11 protein-coding genes and 1 tRNA gene are annotated in these 15,007 nt (G+C 61.5%); 7 read left to right on the forward strand and 5 right to left on the reverse strand.

Annotation, left to right across the window (positions count from 1 at the left end; genetic code table 11):
• Window positions 1–2 precede the first annotated feature (2 nt).
• Window positions 3–728 (forward strand): SDR family oxidoreductase, encoded by a 726-nt coding sequence (locus tag B5T_RS04685; protein WP_014993317.1) that lies wholly within the window; start codon window positions 3–5, stop codon window positions 726–728.
• Between the two features lie 45 nt (window positions 729–773).
• Here B5T_RS04685 and B5T_RS04690 read toward each other — a convergent pair whose 3' ends face one another.
• Window positions 774–1,508 carry a Crp/Fnr family transcriptional regulator gene (locus tag B5T_RS04690; RefSeq protein ID WP_014993318.1) on the reverse strand — a complete coding sequence of 245 codons (735 nt, stop codon included), beginning with the start codon at window positions 1,506–1,508 and terminating at the stop codon, window positions 774–776.
• Window positions 1,509–1,620: 112 nt separating this feature from the next.
• Between B5T_RS04690 and B5T_RS04695 the strand changes: the two genes are divergently transcribed.
• The 5 genes from B5T_RS04695 (at window position 1,621) to B5T_RS04715 (ending at window position 8,272) form a co-directional block, all read left to right on the forward strand.
• Window positions 1,621–2,157, forward strand: a complete 537-nt coding sequence (locus B5T_RS04695; protein WP_014993319.1) for a hypothetical protein — start codon at window positions 1,621–1,623, stop codon at window positions 2,155–2,157.
• A 65-nt stretch (window positions 2,158–2,222) separates the two neighbouring features.
• A complete protein-coding gene (locus B5T_RS04700; RefSeq protein ID WP_014993320.1) occupies window positions 2,223–4,142 on the forward strand; it encodes a hypothetical protein in 1,920 nt (639 codons plus the stop codon).
• Between the two features lie 130 nt (window positions 4,143–4,272).
• Window positions 4,273–4,701: a CopD family copper resistance protein gene (locus B5T_RS04705; protein ID WP_014993321.1), complete on the forward strand. Its 429-nt coding sequence runs from the start codon at window positions 4,273–4,275 to the stop codon at window positions 4,699–4,701.
• Between the two features lie 34 nt (window positions 4,702–4,735).
• Window positions 4,736–6,865: a TonB-dependent receptor family protein gene (locus tag B5T_RS04710; RefSeq protein ID WP_014993322.1), complete on the forward strand. Its 2,130-nt coding sequence runs from the start codon at window positions 4,736–4,738 to the stop codon at window positions 6,863–6,865.
• 48 nt (window positions 6,866–6,913) lie between these two features.
• Window positions 6,914–8,272: a hypothetical protein gene (locus tag B5T_RS04715; RefSeq protein ID WP_014993323.1), complete on the forward strand. Its 1,359-nt coding sequence runs from the start codon at window positions 6,914–6,916 to the stop codon at window positions 8,270–8,272.
• 29 nt (window positions 8,273–8,301) lie between these two features.
• Here B5T_RS04715 and B5T_RS04720 read toward each other — a convergent pair whose 3' ends face one another.
• A complete protein-coding gene (locus B5T_RS04720; RefSeq protein WP_014993324.1) occupies window positions 8,302–9,549 on the reverse strand; it encodes a lipase family protein in 1,248 nt (415 codons plus the stop codon).
• A gap of 157 nt (window positions 9,550–9,706) precedes the next feature.
• Here B5T_RS04720 and B5T_RS04725 point away from each other — a divergent pair, with 157 nt between their 5' ends.
• Window positions 9,707–10,639: a DUF808 domain-containing protein gene (locus B5T_RS04725; protein ID WP_014993325.1), complete on the forward strand. Its 933-nt coding sequence runs from the start codon at window positions 9,707–9,709 to the stop codon at window positions 10,637–10,639.
• A 119-nt stretch (window positions 10,640–10,758) separates the two neighbouring features.
• On the opposite strand, the gene B5T_RS04730 is transcribed toward B5T_RS04725, so the two are convergent.
• From B5T_RS04730 to dnaG, 3 genes are all read right to left on the reverse strand, one after another.
• Window positions 10,759–10,835 (reverse strand) — tRNA-Ile (locus tag B5T_RS04730).
• A 156-nt stretch (window positions 10,836–10,991) separates the two neighbouring features.
• Window positions 10,992–12,884: an RNA polymerase sigma factor RpoD gene (rpoD, locus tag B5T_RS04735; protein WP_014993326.1), complete on the reverse strand. Its 1,893-nt coding sequence runs from the start codon at window positions 12,882–12,884 to the stop codon at window positions 10,992–10,994.
• Between the two features lie 94 nt (window positions 12,885–12,978).
• Complete coding sequence (dnaG, locus tag B5T_RS04740) at window positions 12,979–14,898, reverse strand: DNA primase (protein WP_014993327.1); 1,920 nt, start codon at window positions 14,896–14,898, stop codon at window positions 12,979–12,981.
• Window positions 14,899–15,007: the final 109 nt, after the last annotated feature.

Here is a 15,007-nt window from a genome sequence, read left to right on the forward strand (position 1 = left end):
GCATGACAACAAGAACCTTTCTGATTACCGGTGCCAGCAAGGGCATCGGCCGTGCCCTGGCGCAGCGGCTGGCCGCCGCCGGCCATGGCGTGGTGGGCCTGGCCCGGAGCGCCGGCCAGGGTGACTTCCCTGGCACTTTGATTTCCGCGGACCTGAGCGACCGCGCCAACACCGAGCAGGTGCTGGCGGATCTGGCCAGCCGCTTTGACTTCGACGGCGTGGTCAACAATGTCGGTGCGGTGCGCCCGCAGCCGTTGGGCGAGATCGATCTGGACACCTTCGACAGCGTGCTGGCGCTGAACCTGCACCCGACCATCCAGGCCACCCAGGCGGTGTTGCCGGGGATGCGTCAGCGCGGCTGGGGGCGTGTGGTCAATATCTCCAGCCTGACCGTGCTGGGCATGCAAGGCCGCACCGCCTACGCCTCCGCCAAATCCGCCCTGGTCAACTTCACCCGCACCTGGGCCCTGGAACTGGCGAAAACCGGCATCACCGTCAACTCGGTGGCGCCCGGTCCTACGGAAACCGAGCTGTTCCGCGAAAACAACCCGCCCGGAAGTGAAGGCGAAGCGCGCTATCTGTCCGGTGTCCCCATGGACCGGTTCGGCCAGCCGGACGAAATCGCCGCCGCCATCGAGTTCCTGCTCGGCGAGCATAGTGGCTACATTACCGGCCAGACCCTGTTCGTGGACGGCGCCTCCTCGGTGGGGCGGGCGGCGTTTTCCTGACGATTACCGCCACGGCGTCAGCCGGGATAGGAGGCAGGAGGCCTCCTAGCCGAAGTTGCAGCAGCGGAAAAACTGGCTGCCTGCCATGGAGGACATGGCCTCCGGCAGCGGGAGGTTGGTGACCCGGCAAAGGCCGGCGGCATCGGAAACCACCCACTTGCGGCCCCGGCCGCTGATCATGTCGCTTTCCCGGAAGCGGGCCAGCAATCTGGAAAGTGTCTCCGGGGACATGTTCAGTTGCTTCGCCAGTACCTTGACGCTGACCGGCAGGGTCAGCCAGTGGCTTTTCTGCTCCTGGATCAGAGCGAGCAGGTACATCACCAGACGTTGGCCGGCATTGGCCACGGTCAGCTGATCAAAGCGGTTGACCGCCTGATACAACCGGCCCGACATTTGCTCAAGCAGATACAGGGCGAAGCGGGAATCATTGGCGGCCAATTCGGTCAGGCCCTCTTTGTGTAATCGGTAAAGATCACAGTCGCTCTCCGCCTGGGCGGAGAGCGGATAGACGCAGGGTTTGGAAAACATGGCGGTTTCCGCGATCAAATCCCCTTCCCCCAAGACCTGATAGACCTTGTCCTCACCGTCCAGACCGGCGCGGTAGAGACGCACGATGCCGGACGTCAGCAGGAAGAACGAACGTGCCTCGTCCCCCGACTCGAATAAATGGGCTCCACAGGGCACCGATATGGAATGCGCGCCCTTCGCGATGATCCGCAAAGCCGATGATGTCATCCCGGAAAACAGAGCGGTTTTGTTCAGCGCTTCGATAACGGACACGACCCACCCCATCGAACTGATAAAAGTCATTTTTGTTTGAGAATCATTATCAGATGATAAGCGCTCCTGTATTCAGGAGCAAGGAACGACCTTTCATCATCGGAGAAATGCCATGAAACCGCTTCTTAGCATTGCCACGATTCTGGGGATCTTCACGCTGCAGCTGGGCACCGGCGCGATGGCCGGAACGCCCGGTTTGACCGGGGCTTATTACGGCGACTACCTGATCCAGGTCAGGACCACGGACGACAACACCATTCGTGCCACCGGCGTGGCCTACTACGACTGGGACTGGGACTTCGATAACGCGGAAATGACCATCACCAACGGTCAGGTGAACGCCAGCTTTCTGGGTATCTCGGGCATTTTCAATTACGCGCTGACCGATACCAGTGCCGGGACCACCACGATTCCGTTTACCGACAACGGCGACGGTACCTATTCGTTCAATTACAACTTCAAGGTGTTCAACCCGTTGTTTGGTAACCCCGGCAAGGATACCGAGATCACCCTGGAGATCACCGACAGCGGCGGTGTCCTGATCATCGATACCATCGACTCCGATGGTGACGGGGTCATCGGGCACAACCTGCCTGCATCGCCGTTCCCGGCCAATCTGTCCATTGAACTGACCGGCTCCGCTTACTGAAAGGGAACCGGCGAGCGCGGGCATGCGGGTGCATGCCCGCCACGGCAAACATCAGGATCGCTGCAATGAAAGCCAACACCAGATTGAAAAAAGTGGCGCATTACGCCGTCGTTTTTATCGGAATACAGAGCGGTATTTGCCTGGCCGGGACCGCCGATCTCGGCGGCACCTACATCGGCCGCTATACCCTGCATATGAACAGTCCTATTACCTTGCCGGCGGAGATCCCGCGGGCTCCAATCAACCAGTTGCTGACCAGTCCGTATGACAACACTACCCAGTACAACCGGTTGGGAGGCAGCCGTTCCACGCAGTATTGGCAGTGGGACTTCGATAACAACACGGTAACCCTCGGTGGAGGATGGATATACGCCTTGCAGACGGCCTCTCCCCCGTTTCAGCTGTTCAGCCCGGACCGGGAACGAATCGATGGACAGCTCTTTCCGGAACAGACACCCGATCTTTCCGAAGTGACCGGCACCTTCGTGGACAATGGTGACGGCACTTACACGGCGCAGTTCGCCTTGCAGATCTTCCTCGATTTCGCGGGCTACCCTCTTGGTGTGATCACCACGGATTTCGAGATACGGGAAGCCGATGATGGCACCCTCTCGATCACTACTCTGGATGGTCCTGATGGGGACATGATTCCGGGCCGCTGGTTACCCGCCATGTTCGAAGGGCAACCCAACGCGGTGTTTCCTTTCCGCGTGTCCCCTCAATTTGAAAGCGCGGTGATGTATCCGGACGCTGGCACGGACAGCAACAGCGACGGCGTTACCGATGCCCAGGCACTGGCCTATGGCGTTACCGCTGATACCGTTCTGGACGTCGCCAGACGCGGCGACATCGTCACCATGCCGATCGATGCCGACAACGATGGCGTGCCCGACCTGATCGAAGGCGTCAAAGGCGTGGGAGACGATTCCATGGCCGCCGGTATACGGCTTCTCGACGGGCGCTTGGTGACATTGATCAACAGTAGGGGGAATCGCTTCCAACTGGGCAATGCGGTTACCGGCATCGACACCCGTTATTTTGAATCCAGCTCGGTGGGCGAGTCTTTACCCCAAGTTACCGGAGACGGCGCGGAACTGAGCTACCGTCTGGGGCAGATTCAGTTCAGCACCACCGCGAAGGACACCGATTGGGACAGATGGAACAAGGAATTCATCGAGCCGTACGCGGGGGAATATCTCTCCGCCAAGAAAGACTGGCTGTTTCGCAAGGCCGACTACGAGGCGTATCGGGACAGTCTCGGGGATGAACCGACCGAGCAACAGCGGACGCTGCTGGCCCGCAAGAAAGCACTGATGGACACCCACGCCGCCACAATGGAACAGGCCTGGCCGGCCTTCGAAGCCGGAATCAGCGCGTGGCGTACGCAGGGAACCGAACTGTTCGGCGAGATCTTCGAAACCGGCTTCGAAGAGTATCTCGACGATGCCGGCATCGTCGATTACATCAGGCTGGGCGAAGAACTGTCCGACGGTACCGTGGTTTACCGCCTGCTTCCCGATGCTCCGCCGATGCGGCTGGAATTTACCGGGGGCATTCCGGAAGGGCTCCGGTTGTTTACCGTGCGGCGCGTTCTCAACAGCACCTCTGAGGTGATCAACGGGGAGGAGATGCTGGCGCCCACCATCTGGGCCAGCGTGGCCGCCGAAGTGCCGCTTACCCGAGTCGATGAACAGACTGTCGAGTTCACGGTTTCCACTCATATGTTCGCGCCCATTGATGAAGATCAGGACATTACCGTTTTGCCGGACGAATACCCCTACGAAGATGGCGGGCGGCTGGTCAATCTGGTGCTTGCCACTACCGAGCCGGCCGATTCCGGCGGGGAAACGGACGGTGGTAATACCGATGACGGTGATGATGGCGGCGGAACCGATGGTGGCGGCTCCGGCTCCGGGGGCGGCGGCACCCTTCCCCTGGGATTGTTGGGCCTGATTTCGCTCTTGCTCATCCGTCGAAAGAGGTAGGAGCGCCGACGCCTTGGGGCACCTGGTGCCCCTTTCCACCATGACAAATATCATTGAGGCTCAGGGGGTTCGTGAGCAATGATTCGATTTCCTGACCGGTTAACGAGAGAGCATTCAATTGGAATACGGAGTGTTGATCACCCTGCACCTGTTCTGCGCGATCCTCTTTATCGGCATCGTGGCGTTCGAGGTGATCTTTCTGGAGAACCTCCGCCGGTATCTGCCCGCGGGCATGATGACGCTGGTGGAGGAGGGCATTCACCGAAGAGCGCGAAAGATCATGCCCTATGTGGTGGGGCTGCTCTTCCTCACCGGGATCGGGTTACTGGTGAGGGTGTATTGGGCAGGCTGGTATCCGCCATTCTCCAGTGTTTTTTCCACGCTTTTAACCGTGAAGATCGTGCTCGCGCTGAGCGTCCTGGTGCATTTCATTACCGCCATCCGGGCGGCTGGTTGCGGGAATATGAACTCCCGGCGCTTCAAGATTACCCACTACAGTGTGTTCATCCATATGGTGCTGATTGTGGTGTTGGCCAAGGCCATGTTCTACCTGGCCTGACCGATCCGTCCTCTTCTCCGTGGGAGGTGGGGTGATGATCAGGCGTTGTTTGTCGTGTTGCCTGCTCATCGCCACCACCGCTCTGGCGGCGGAGCCCAACCGCCTGGACCCGGTGACGGTCGAAGCCGGCAACGAAGCGGTACATGAAAAGCGGGAGCTGCAACGCCGGCTCGATGACGTGCCCGGCGCGACCAATCTGATCGATCCCGAAGAGAAGGAGGGCAGCCAGGCTACCCTGGCCAGGGTGCTGGATTTCGAGCCGGGGATCATCATTCAGGAGTTCTTCGGCGGCAATGATCAGCCCAGACTGAATATCCGTGGATCAGGCATTCAGGATAATCCGGTCAGCCGTGGCGTGCAGATTCTTTATGATGGTCTGCCAATCAACCAGGCGGACGGCTCTTTCATTATCGGTTTGATCGACCCCGAGCAGACCAGCCTGGTCTCCGTATACAGAGGTGCCAATGCGCTCCGTTACGGGGGTACCACTCTGGGTGGCGCCATTGATTTCAATATGCGCACGGCGCGAAACAGTTCGTCCTCGGTCTCTCTGGAAGGGGGCTCCTGGAACACCTGGCGGGGCAGTGTCGCTCTGGCCGAGAAAGGCGAGAGATGGGATGGCTATATACGGGCCGGCTATCAGGCGTCCGACGGTTGGCGAAGCCATAGCGGTGCGCAAAGAAACACTTTCGTTGCCAACGTCGGATACCGGGGCGGGAACTGGATCAACCGGACCTACCTGAATGTGGCGGACAACCGCTTCGATATTCCCTTTCTTCTGACCAAGGAAAGAGCCTTGTCCGATCCGGATTCGGTGATGGGGGACTACGCCGATCCGGACAATAAAAGCACAGAGGATTTTCTCAACGTCCGGGTGCGCCAGCCGGAACGGGAAACCCGGCAGACCAGACTGGCCAACAAAACCACCTGGTACACGGAACGGGCTTCCCACAGCCTGGGGGTGTATGGCGAATCGATACGGGACCGGTTCAAGAATCCGGCCTGGCAAGCCAATACCGAGGCGAGCAATTTCGGTCTGGATTACGGGACGGAGGTGTTTGTTCCCAATACGGACGGAACCGAGACTCGCTATCAGGTGTTCCTGTCCGCCAACTCTGGCGCCATGCCCAGGGAATACTATCTGGTGCATCCCGACGACGGCAGTCTGGAGAGGCGCTTCGCCGATCTCGATTTGCGGGCCAGCAACGTGGTCGGAGGAGCGCAAGTCAATTATCCCCTGTCCCGACGGTGGCAGGCGGTGGCCGCGTTTCAGTATGCGTGGCACCAACGGAACGTCGATGATGAGAGAGCCCCTGGCCTGCTCGACAGCGAGCTGACCTATCGCGCTCTCAATCCAAAGCTCGGACTGATTTATTCGCCCTCCGCCGGTACGCATTACTACGCCAATGTGAGCCGGAGTTCGGAAGCACCCACCTTCTGGCAATTGGTGGATCTGGGGCCGGGGTCGGTGCCGGCATCGCCGGCGAGCCTGTATCTGATGACCAAGCCCCTCGAAATGCAAATGGCGAACACCTTTGAAGTGGGTACCCGGCGGATTGCCGGGTCGTTCGCCTGGGAAGGGGCGTACTTTTATTCGCGGGTCAAGGACGAGTTGATCGCGGAGGTGCAGAACTTCGCCATTGATGGCACCACGGTGAACTACGACCACGACACGGTGCATCAGGGTGTTGAACTGGCGATGAGCGCCCGAAGCGGGCGTGGGCTGCTCCGCTCCGGAGACTGGTTCTCCGTGCGGGGCGTCTACAACTACAGTGATTTCCGCTTCCATGGCGGGCGGTATGACGGTAAGCGGATCGCCGGCATTCCGGTTCACCTGGTGACCGCTGAATTGGGGTACCACTGGTCGCGGCGGCTTGGACTGACACTGTCCGCCCGTTGGCAGCCGCAAGACACCCATGTCGATCACTACAACGCGGGGCTGAAGCAGGACAGCTATCTGCTTCTTGGTGCCGCTTTGTCATACCGCCCAACGCCGTCCTGGGAGTGGTTCCTGGATCTGCGCAATCTCACCAACGAGACCTGGCAGACCGCCTATGTGGTGCGTGGACTGTCGGCGGAAGATCCCGAGTCCAGCCTGACCGCTCCGACCTTCGTGCCTGGCGCGGAATTTCACGGCTACGCCGGCGTGACCTACCGATGGTAAATGGCCGGTGCGGTAGGTCCCTGATACGGAACAAGGGAGGGGGATAGTATGAAGTTGAAGGCCGCTTTGATGGTCACACCACTGTTGATGATTGGCAGCGCGGTGATGGCCGGGACTCCCGGTTTGACCGGCATCTACCACGGGCAGCATCTGATCACGATGCGCGGCTGCCCCGGTGCCTGCCAGGCCGGCAGTGAGCTGGTGTTGGGCAAAGGCATTCAAAATGCGGACTGGAGCTGGAACTTCGATGAAGACTGGGTATTGATTCGCGGTACCACCCTGACCGTGGGGTTCGATTACGAAGTGCAATCCATCGGTAATCAGGGGCAAGGGGATGATCGCCTCACCGCCGGGTTTACCGATAATCTGGACGGCACCTACACGGTTTATCACGGCTTTCAGATCTATAACCCCAATGTGGGTAATCCTCGCACCGATACCAGCACCACCTTCGAGATCACCGAAGATCCGGACAATCCGAATCTTGTCGTGATTACTACCGTGGATGACGAGCCGGGTGGCGTGCCCGATGGGATTCCCGGCACGCAGATCGTGGGGGTTTTCCCGATGACCGTGCAACCGGATTTCGAGGGCAGTGCCCGCCTGGAGGGCAGCAGCAGCGGCGGTGATGGCATCAGCGACCAATTGAAGGAACAGCTGGGACTTAATCCGGATGCCGATAACGCGGATACTGACGGTGATGGCTTGCCCGATGCGGAGGAACTGGGGGCGGATCCGGAGAATCCGTTGGACTCGGATGCGGACGGTGTCATCGATGCCCTGGAGCCTGGCGAGGCGGCTCAGGATCCCCGGTTGGTAGCCGGCGCGGCGCTGCTCGACGGTATACCGGGACGGCAGGTGACCGGGGACGCCTTGTCGGGCACCACCGCCGAGGCTTCCGTGGGCGAGCCCTGGCGCTTTACCGGCGTCACCAGCGGCTATATGTCCCTGGCCACGGACCCGGACGGAGACTCCGCGATTCCTGATACCACGCGCGGCGATGCCGGGCTGGAATACCAATACGGATTCATACGGTTCGACATGCAGGCGAGCGCCATGATAAGCGACCCGGTGACGGTGCGTCTTACCTTCCAGGCAACGCTGCCGGAGTCTTCGCGTCTTCTGCTGTACGCCACCCAAGCCATCGACGGCAACGAACGCTATCAAGTAATGGCGTCCGATGCGTATCAAAGACTCGATGATCATACGTTGGAGATCCGCTTGTATGACAATGGCCCCTGGGATCTGAACCCGGTGGCCGGTGTTCTGACCTTCGGCGTGGCGCCGGTGGAAAACACCCTGGGAGGTCACCAAGAGAGCTCGGGCAATGGTGGCGGCATCGGTGGGGCCGCTCTGGCGTTGCTGGCTATCCTGGCGGCATGCAGACGAAGGGGCGCCGTCCCGTGAAGCGGCCGCCCTGAGGGCGGCCGTCTGGCTCAGCGTCCCGCCGGCAAATGCCGCTGCGCCCAGACCATGGCGGCCGGACGTGACACCGGCACGGTGATCTGGTGGCTGGTGTAGGCCTGGTCCTGGTTCTCGATGTGGTAGGTGCGGTATTCCACATCCAGACCCAGGGACTGGTAGCGGGCCACCAACTTATCCGTGAGGGGTTTCAGTACGGCCTTGTCGTCATCGGACTGCAGAATCAACAGCGGCACTGACGGACGCAGATTTTCGGTATCTTCCAGGCTGGCCACGGCCTGGACCAGTGGCCGCCAATCCGCTTCCAGATCGCTCAGTTCCGCCACCGTCAGGGTCCAGCCATCCTCGCCGCGCATCTCGCCAACGCATCGTTCATCCACCTGTTTGATCCTTTTGCGACCCTCTTCGGTGAGCAGCGTGGACAGATCCACCTTGGGGGTGGCGGCGGTGATGCCGACCAGCATTAAAGCGCCGTAAGGGTTCGAGCGTATCTCAGGATGAGTCAGGGCGTATTGAATCTGAGCGCTCAAATGAGACGCGGGAGAAATGGCGATGGCGCCGGTGAGGTTGAGTTCCGGGGCGTATATCGGACCGAGATAAGCGGTGTAGAGCGCCGCCTGACCACCCTGAGAGTGCCCCATGACCAGCCAATCCCGGCTCAGATCCGGCGTCAGTTGACGGGCGGCGCGGACCATGTCGATGGCGCTCCGGGCTTCCGCTTCGCCCACCAGGTAGGGATGGACACCCGGTGTGCCCAGTCCCTGGTAGTCGGTTTTCACCACCGCGTAGCCTCGCCGCACCCATTGATCCAGGGTCTCGTTCATCAAATCCACATAACCCCGTGCAGGATAGTCGTCGTCATTGCGCGAAGGGGCGCAACGGTCGGCGATGCCGGTGGTGCCGTGGGTCCAACTGATCACCGGCCAGCCGCCCTCCGGTGGCGTGCCTTTGGGAATGACCACGGTGCCGCTTACGGCGATGGCGTTGCCGTCCAGGTCGGTGGAGCGGTATAGCGTCAGCCAGTTTTGCGCGGCGCTGGGCAGGGCCGCGTTGTTTTCCAGTACCCGGGCCCGGATCAGATCACCATGGTGACCTTCAGGCAGTGGGGAGGGCGGTGTGTAGAAATCCAGTCCGGCCGGGCCCCGGGCGATTTCCATGGATGCCGGTGGCGCGTCGCTGTCGGAGAAATGGGCGCAACCAGTCAGCACCACGGTGGTGCCGAGCAGAGCGAGCCAGTGACGGCGAACAGGGAAAAAGGCCATGGTTGTTCTCCTTATGAGGAAACGGAACCTGGCGAATCTGGCATGGACGGCCAGGCCGGCCAAGTGCAAAACACGACGAATTGGAGACCCGCGGGTTTGCGGCATCAGGGTTGTCCCGTGTATTTTCTTGCGTTGGCCCGTCCCCAAGGAGAGAAGTATGGCAGGAACCAGTTTGCTGGCGCTGATCGATGACATCGCCACGTTGCTCGACGATGTATCCCTGATGACTAAGGTGGCGGCGAAGAAAACCGCCGGCGTGCTGGGGGACGACCTGGCCTTGAACGCCGAACAGGTATCCGGCGTGCGCGCCAACCGGGAGTTGCCGGTGGTCTGGGCGGTGGCCAAAGGCTCTCTGCTCAATAAGGTGATTCTGGTGCCGGCGGCGCTGCTGATCAGCGCCTTCGCGCCGTGGGCGATCACCGTGCTGTTGATGATCGGTGGGGCTTATCTGTGCTATGAAGGTGCCGAGAAGGTCCTGCATAAGTTCCTGCACAGCAAGGACGAACATAGCCGTGAGGAGCGGCTCAAAGCCTTGCAGGACGCCAAGGTGGATCTGGTGGCCTTCGAGAAAAAGAAAATCAAAGGGGCCATTCGTACCGACTTCATCCTCTCCGCCGAAATCATCGTGATCTCCCTCGGCGCCATGCAAAGCGCCAGTTTCGGGGTGCAGGTGATCTCTCTCAGTACCCTTGCCGTGCTGCTGACCATCGGGGTGTATGCGTTGGTGGCCGGCATCGTCAAGTTGGACGACGCCGGCTTGTTGCTGATGAAAACCCCCGAGGACCGTTTTGCCGCTTCGGCCCGTGTTGCCGTCGGCCGGGGATTGCTGACGATGGCCCCGTGGCTGATGAAAACCCTGTCGGTGCTGGGCACCATCGCCATGTTCCTGGTCGGTGGTGGCATTCTGGTTCACGGTATTCCCGGTTCCCACGACTGGGTGCACCATCTGAGCGAACTGGCCGGGGCAGTATCCTGGGCGATACCGGTGCTGGTGAATCTGATCGGTGGGTTGGTCGCCGGCCTGATAGTGCTGGCGGCGGTGAGTCTGGTGGGGCGCTTGCGGGGCAAGGATGAGGCACAAGCCCACTAGGTTTCCCCGCCGAGCTCAGGGTTTGATCGGCCGGCTCGACAGCGGCGCCCTTAAGCGGGCCGGCGTCATCGGCCGTTCGCCGTCAGGGCAAAAAAATTTGGCGATGTCGTGGATGGAAATGGTGGGCCCACCAGGACTTGAACCTGGAACCAACGGATTATGAGTCCGCTGCTCTAACCAATTGAGCTATAGGCCCTTGGAACTCGGAGGATGTGCAACAGCGGGAGGTGGTGTCCTGCCCCGGCCGGCGGTCTCGGTGGCGAGGTGCCGGTGTCCTTTGTGTCTTTGTTTATCCCCGAAAAAACAAGGCCCGGATGGCGGTTGCCGTCCGGGCCGGTAGTTATATAACGAGTTACATATCCGCGTCCAGGAAACTGCGCAGGTGCTCGCTGCGAGAGGGGTGGCGCAGCTTGCGCAGAGCCTTGGCTTCGATCTGCCGGATCCGTTCCCGGGTGACGTCGAACTGCTTGCCGACTTCTTCCAGGGTGTGGTCGGTGTTCATGTCGATGCCGAAGCGCATGCGCAACACTTTCGCTTCCCGGGCGGTGAGGTTGGCCAGCACTTCCCGGGTGGCTTCCTCCAGACCCAGGGAGGTGGCGGAATCCACCGGGGAGTCCACGTTGCCGTCCTCGATGAAATCGCCCAGGCTGGAATCCTCGTCGTCACCGATCGGGGTTTCCATGGAGATCGGCTCCTTGGCGATTTTCAGCACCTTGCGGACCTTGTCTTCCGGCATTTCCAGGCGCTGGCCCAGTTCTTCCGGAGTTGGCTCGCGGCCCATTTCCTGCAGCATCTGGCGCTGTACCCGGTTGATCTTGTTGATCGTCTCTATCATGTGTACCGGGATACGGATGGTGCGCGCCTGGTCCGCGATGGAGCGGGTGATGGCCTGCCGGATCCACCAGGTGGCGTAGGTGGAGAACTTGTAGCCACGGCGGTATTCGAACTTGTCCACGGCCTTCATCAGGCCGATGTTGCCTTCCTGGATCAGATCCAGGAACTGCAGGCCGCGGTTGGTGTACTTCTTGGCGATGGAGATCACCAGCCGCAGGTTGGCTTCAACCATTTCCTTCTTGGCGCGGCGGGCCTTGGCTTCGCCGATGGAAATGCGACGGTTGATCTCCTTGATGTCCGCCACCGGCAGGCCGATGACTTCTTCCACGGTGATGATCTTGCGCTGGTTGCGCTGAATGTCTTCCGCCACCGCCAGCAGGCGCTCGGAGTAGTCCTTGGCCCTTTTGGTCTTGGCGTGGGCGGCGACCCACTCCAGGTTGGTCTCGTTACCCGGGAATTGCTGTACGAAGTCCTTGCGCGGCACGCCGGCACGGCGGATCGCCAGCGCCATGATCTGGCGCTCGAACTTGCGCACGATATCCAGGTGAGTACGGGCACCTTGCAGCAGCTGGTCATAGATGCGCGGCACCAGCTTGAACAGGGTGAAGTGCCCGGCCAGCGCCTCCAGCGCCTTGGCGCTGCTGGCATGGTCACGGCCGTTGCGCTTGAGCGCCCGTTCGGCTTTTTCGTGGAGCTTCTTCAGCTCGCCGAAGCGTTCCGCGGCCAGTACCGGGTCCAGACCGCCCTCATCTTCTTCACTGTCGTCGTCGCTATCGCTTTTGTCATCGTCGTCGTCGTCCTTATCCTTATCCTTTTCCGCGGCCTCGGCCTGCTTCTTCTGATTGAAGCGTGGCTCTTTGTTGGCGTTGGTGGCGGCGGCGCCGTCGTCGTCCGGATCCAGGTAACCGGCGATCACGTCGGTCAGCTTGCGTTCCTCGGACAGGATACGGTCATATTCATCCAGCACCATCTCCACCGCGCCGGGCCAGAAAGCCAGGGCGTGCATGACTTCACGGGTGCCTTCTTCGATGCGCTTGGCGATCTCGATCTCGCCTTCCCGGGTGAGCAGCTCCACGGTGCCCATTTCGCGCATGTACATCCGCACGGGATCAGTGGTGCGGCCCGGCTCGCTCTCCACGGAGGCGAGTACGGCGGCGGCTTCCTCGGCAGCAACCTCGTCGGTGCTGTCGGCGCCTTCACCCATCATGATCTCATCGGCATCCGTGGCTTTTTCCACCACGGTGATGCCCATGTCGTTGATCATCTGGATGATGTCTTCCACCTGGTCCGTGTCGGTGATGGACTCGGGCAGGTGGTCGTTCACTTCGGCGTAGGTCAGGTAGCCCTGTTCCTTGCCCAGCGCGATCAACTGCTTCAGCTGTGACTGCTGTTGCTGCTTTTGAGTCGTCATGCGAAATGCCCGTAGTTGGAAGAGCCGTGGTCCTGGGAAAACGGCGTATTATACGCTGATATGGGGGGTTGAGCCAGTGATCACAAGACCCCCGCTATGGTTCCGCCTGGTGTCCGGCTCGCGCTCTGGCGAGTGCCCGGTGAAGCTCTGAAAGCCGCGCCAGGTCCGGATTGGGGCGGGCTTCCTCGGTTTTCAAAGTCTGTTCCAATGCAAGAGTATGCAGGCGATGCAGGGCGTCGTCCCAGTACCGCCGCGCGGTATCGTCGTCCATGGTTGGCTTCAGCGCCTCACGCAGCAGGCGGGACAGGGACTCGCCTTGTTCCAGTGCCATGATGGCGCCCAACGCCGCCGCTGGGGTGGCATGCTCGCGCACCGCGCCGGCCACCTGCAGCAGCAGGTCGACCCGCGCCAGATCCAATTCCTCGACCCCTTCGGGAAGAGGGCGGTCGCGCACCACCTGGGGGTGGGAGAGCAGCAGCAGGACCAGTCGTTCCACCAGGCCCAGGCCGGGCCGGCGGGCGCGCGATCCCAGGTGCGGGCGGTCCGGGGCAGGGTCCGGTTCGTCCGCCATGGCCGGCGGGAAGTCCGGTGGCGGTGCGTCGTCCCAATCCGGCTGGTCCGCATGGTCCGTATGGCGGGCGGCTCGGGGCGGCGGTGCCGCTGGCCTGGGTGCCGGGGCCGGCCGGGGCGGGGGTTCCGCTGGTGATTCCTGGCGCAGTCGCTCCAGAGAGGAGCGCTCCAGCCGTGTCAGCCGCGCCAGTTCCTCCTCCAGCAGCGCCCGGTAGAACGGCCCCGAGGGCTTGCTCAGGTAAGGGAGCGCCAGCCGCGCCAGGCGTGCCCGGCCGTCCACGGTGTCCAGGTCCAGCCCCTCGGACAGGTGCCGGAACAGATAGCTGGACAGGGTGTCCGCTTTCTCGGTGAGTGCCAGCAGGGTCTCCGGGCCCTGAGCGCGCACCAGGGTGTCCGGGTCCTCGCCGTCGGGCAGGAACAGGAAACGCGCCTGCTTGCCATCGTCCAGGGCCGGCAGGGTGGATTCCAGAGCCCGCCAGGCGGCGCGTCTTCCGGCGTTGTCGCCGTCGAAGCAGAACACCACTTCGTTCACTTGCCGGAACAGGGTCTGGCAGTGCTCCGGGCTGGTGGCGGTGCCGAGGGTCGCCACCACGTTGGGCACACCATGCTGAGCCAGGGCGATCACATCCATGTAACCCTCCACCACGTAAAGACGATCACTGCGGTCGCGGCTGCGACGCCATTCCCACAGCCCGTACAGTTCCCGGCCTTTGTGGAACACCGGGGTTTCCGGGCTGTTCAGGTATTTGGGTTTGCCGTCGCCGAGCACCCGGCCACCGAAGCCGATGGTACGGCCGCGGGCATCCCGGATCGGGAACTGGATCCGGTCGCGGAACTTGTCGTAAACCCGGCCGGTGTCCTCGCGCCGCACCAGCAGGCCGGCAGTGAGTGCTTGCTCCAGCCCGGCCTGGTCCAGTGACAGCCCGGTTATCAGATTGTCAAAGCCGGGCGGGGCGAAGCCGAGACCGTATTGGGCGGCAATCTCGCCGCTGAGCCCCCGGCCTTTCAGGTAAGCCACCGCTTTTTGCCGGTCCGGAGCGCTTTTTAATTGCTGACGATAGTATCGTTCCGCCCGTCCGAGCAAATCGTACAGGGTTTGCAGCCGGCTCCGGCGCGCTTTTTCCTCACGGCTGTCGTGATGCTCTTCACGCGGGATGTCCACACCGGCGCGGCCGGCCAACTGCTCCACCGCCTCGGGGAAGGACAGGTGGTCGTACTCCATGACGAAGCGCAGGGCGTCGCCGGAGGCGCCACAGCCGAAGCAGTAGTAGAATTGCTTGTCCGGGGACACCGTGAACGACGGCGTCTTCTCCTGGTGGAATGGGCAGCACGCGGAATAGTTGCGTCCGGTCTTCTTCAGCGGCACGCGGGCGTCGATCAGCGGCACGATGTCGATTCGCGCGAGAAGATCCTGAATAAAATGTTCGGGAATCAGACCGGCCATGGGAAGAATATTCCGACTCACCCGGGCTGATGGCAAGTCCGGCTAATGAGAGAGTGGTGGTGGAGGCCGGCACACAGCGGCTGATGAGGGCGCCGTCGGGGATGGACGG

The sequence above is a fragment of the Alloalcanivorax dieselolei B5 genome (assembly GCF_000300005.1).
Classification (GTDB): Bacteria; Pseudomonadota; Gammaproteobacteria; order Pseudomonadales; family Alcanivoracaceae; genus Alloalcanivorax; species Alloalcanivorax dieselolei.

What these genes read in the sequence shown, in the direction of transcription:
- dnaG (WP_014993327.1), bottom strand. Translation starts at nt 14,898, where the DNA reads ATGGCCGGTCTGATTCCCGAACATTTTATTCAGGATCTTCTCGCGCGA.
- rpoD (WP_014993326.1), bottom strand. Translation starts at nt 12,884, where the DNA reads ATGACGACTCAAAAGCAGCAACAGCAGTCACAGCTGAAGCAGTTGATC.
- B5T_RS04700 (WP_014993320.1), top strand. Translation starts at nt 2,223, where the DNA reads ATGAAAGCCAACACCAGATTGAAAAAAGTGGCGCATTACGCCGTCGTT.
- B5T_RS04725 (WP_014993325.1), top strand. Translation starts at nt 9,707, where the DNA reads ATGGCAGGAACCAGTTTGCTGGCGCTGATCGATGACATCGCCACGTTG.
- B5T_RS04715 (WP_014993323.1), top strand. Translation starts at nt 6,914, where the DNA reads ATGAAGTTGAAGGCCGCTTTGATGGTCACACCACTGTTGATGATTGGC.
- B5T_RS04685 (WP_014993317.1), top strand. Translation starts at nt 3, where the DNA reads ATGACAACAAGAACCTTTCTGATTACCGGTGCCAGCAAGGGCATCGGC.
- B5T_RS04695 (WP_014993319.1), top strand. Translation starts at nt 1,621, where the DNA reads ATGAAACCGCTTCTTAGCATTGCCACGATTCTGGGGATCTTCACGCTG.
- B5T_RS04720 (WP_014993324.1), bottom strand. Translation starts at nt 9,549, where the DNA reads ATGGCCTTTTTCCCTGTTCGCCGTCACTGGCTCGCTCTGCTCGGCACC.
- B5T_RS04710 (WP_014993322.1), top strand. Translation starts at nt 4,736, where the DNA reads ATGATCAGGCGTTGTTTGTCGTGTTGCCTGCTCATCGCCACCACCGCT.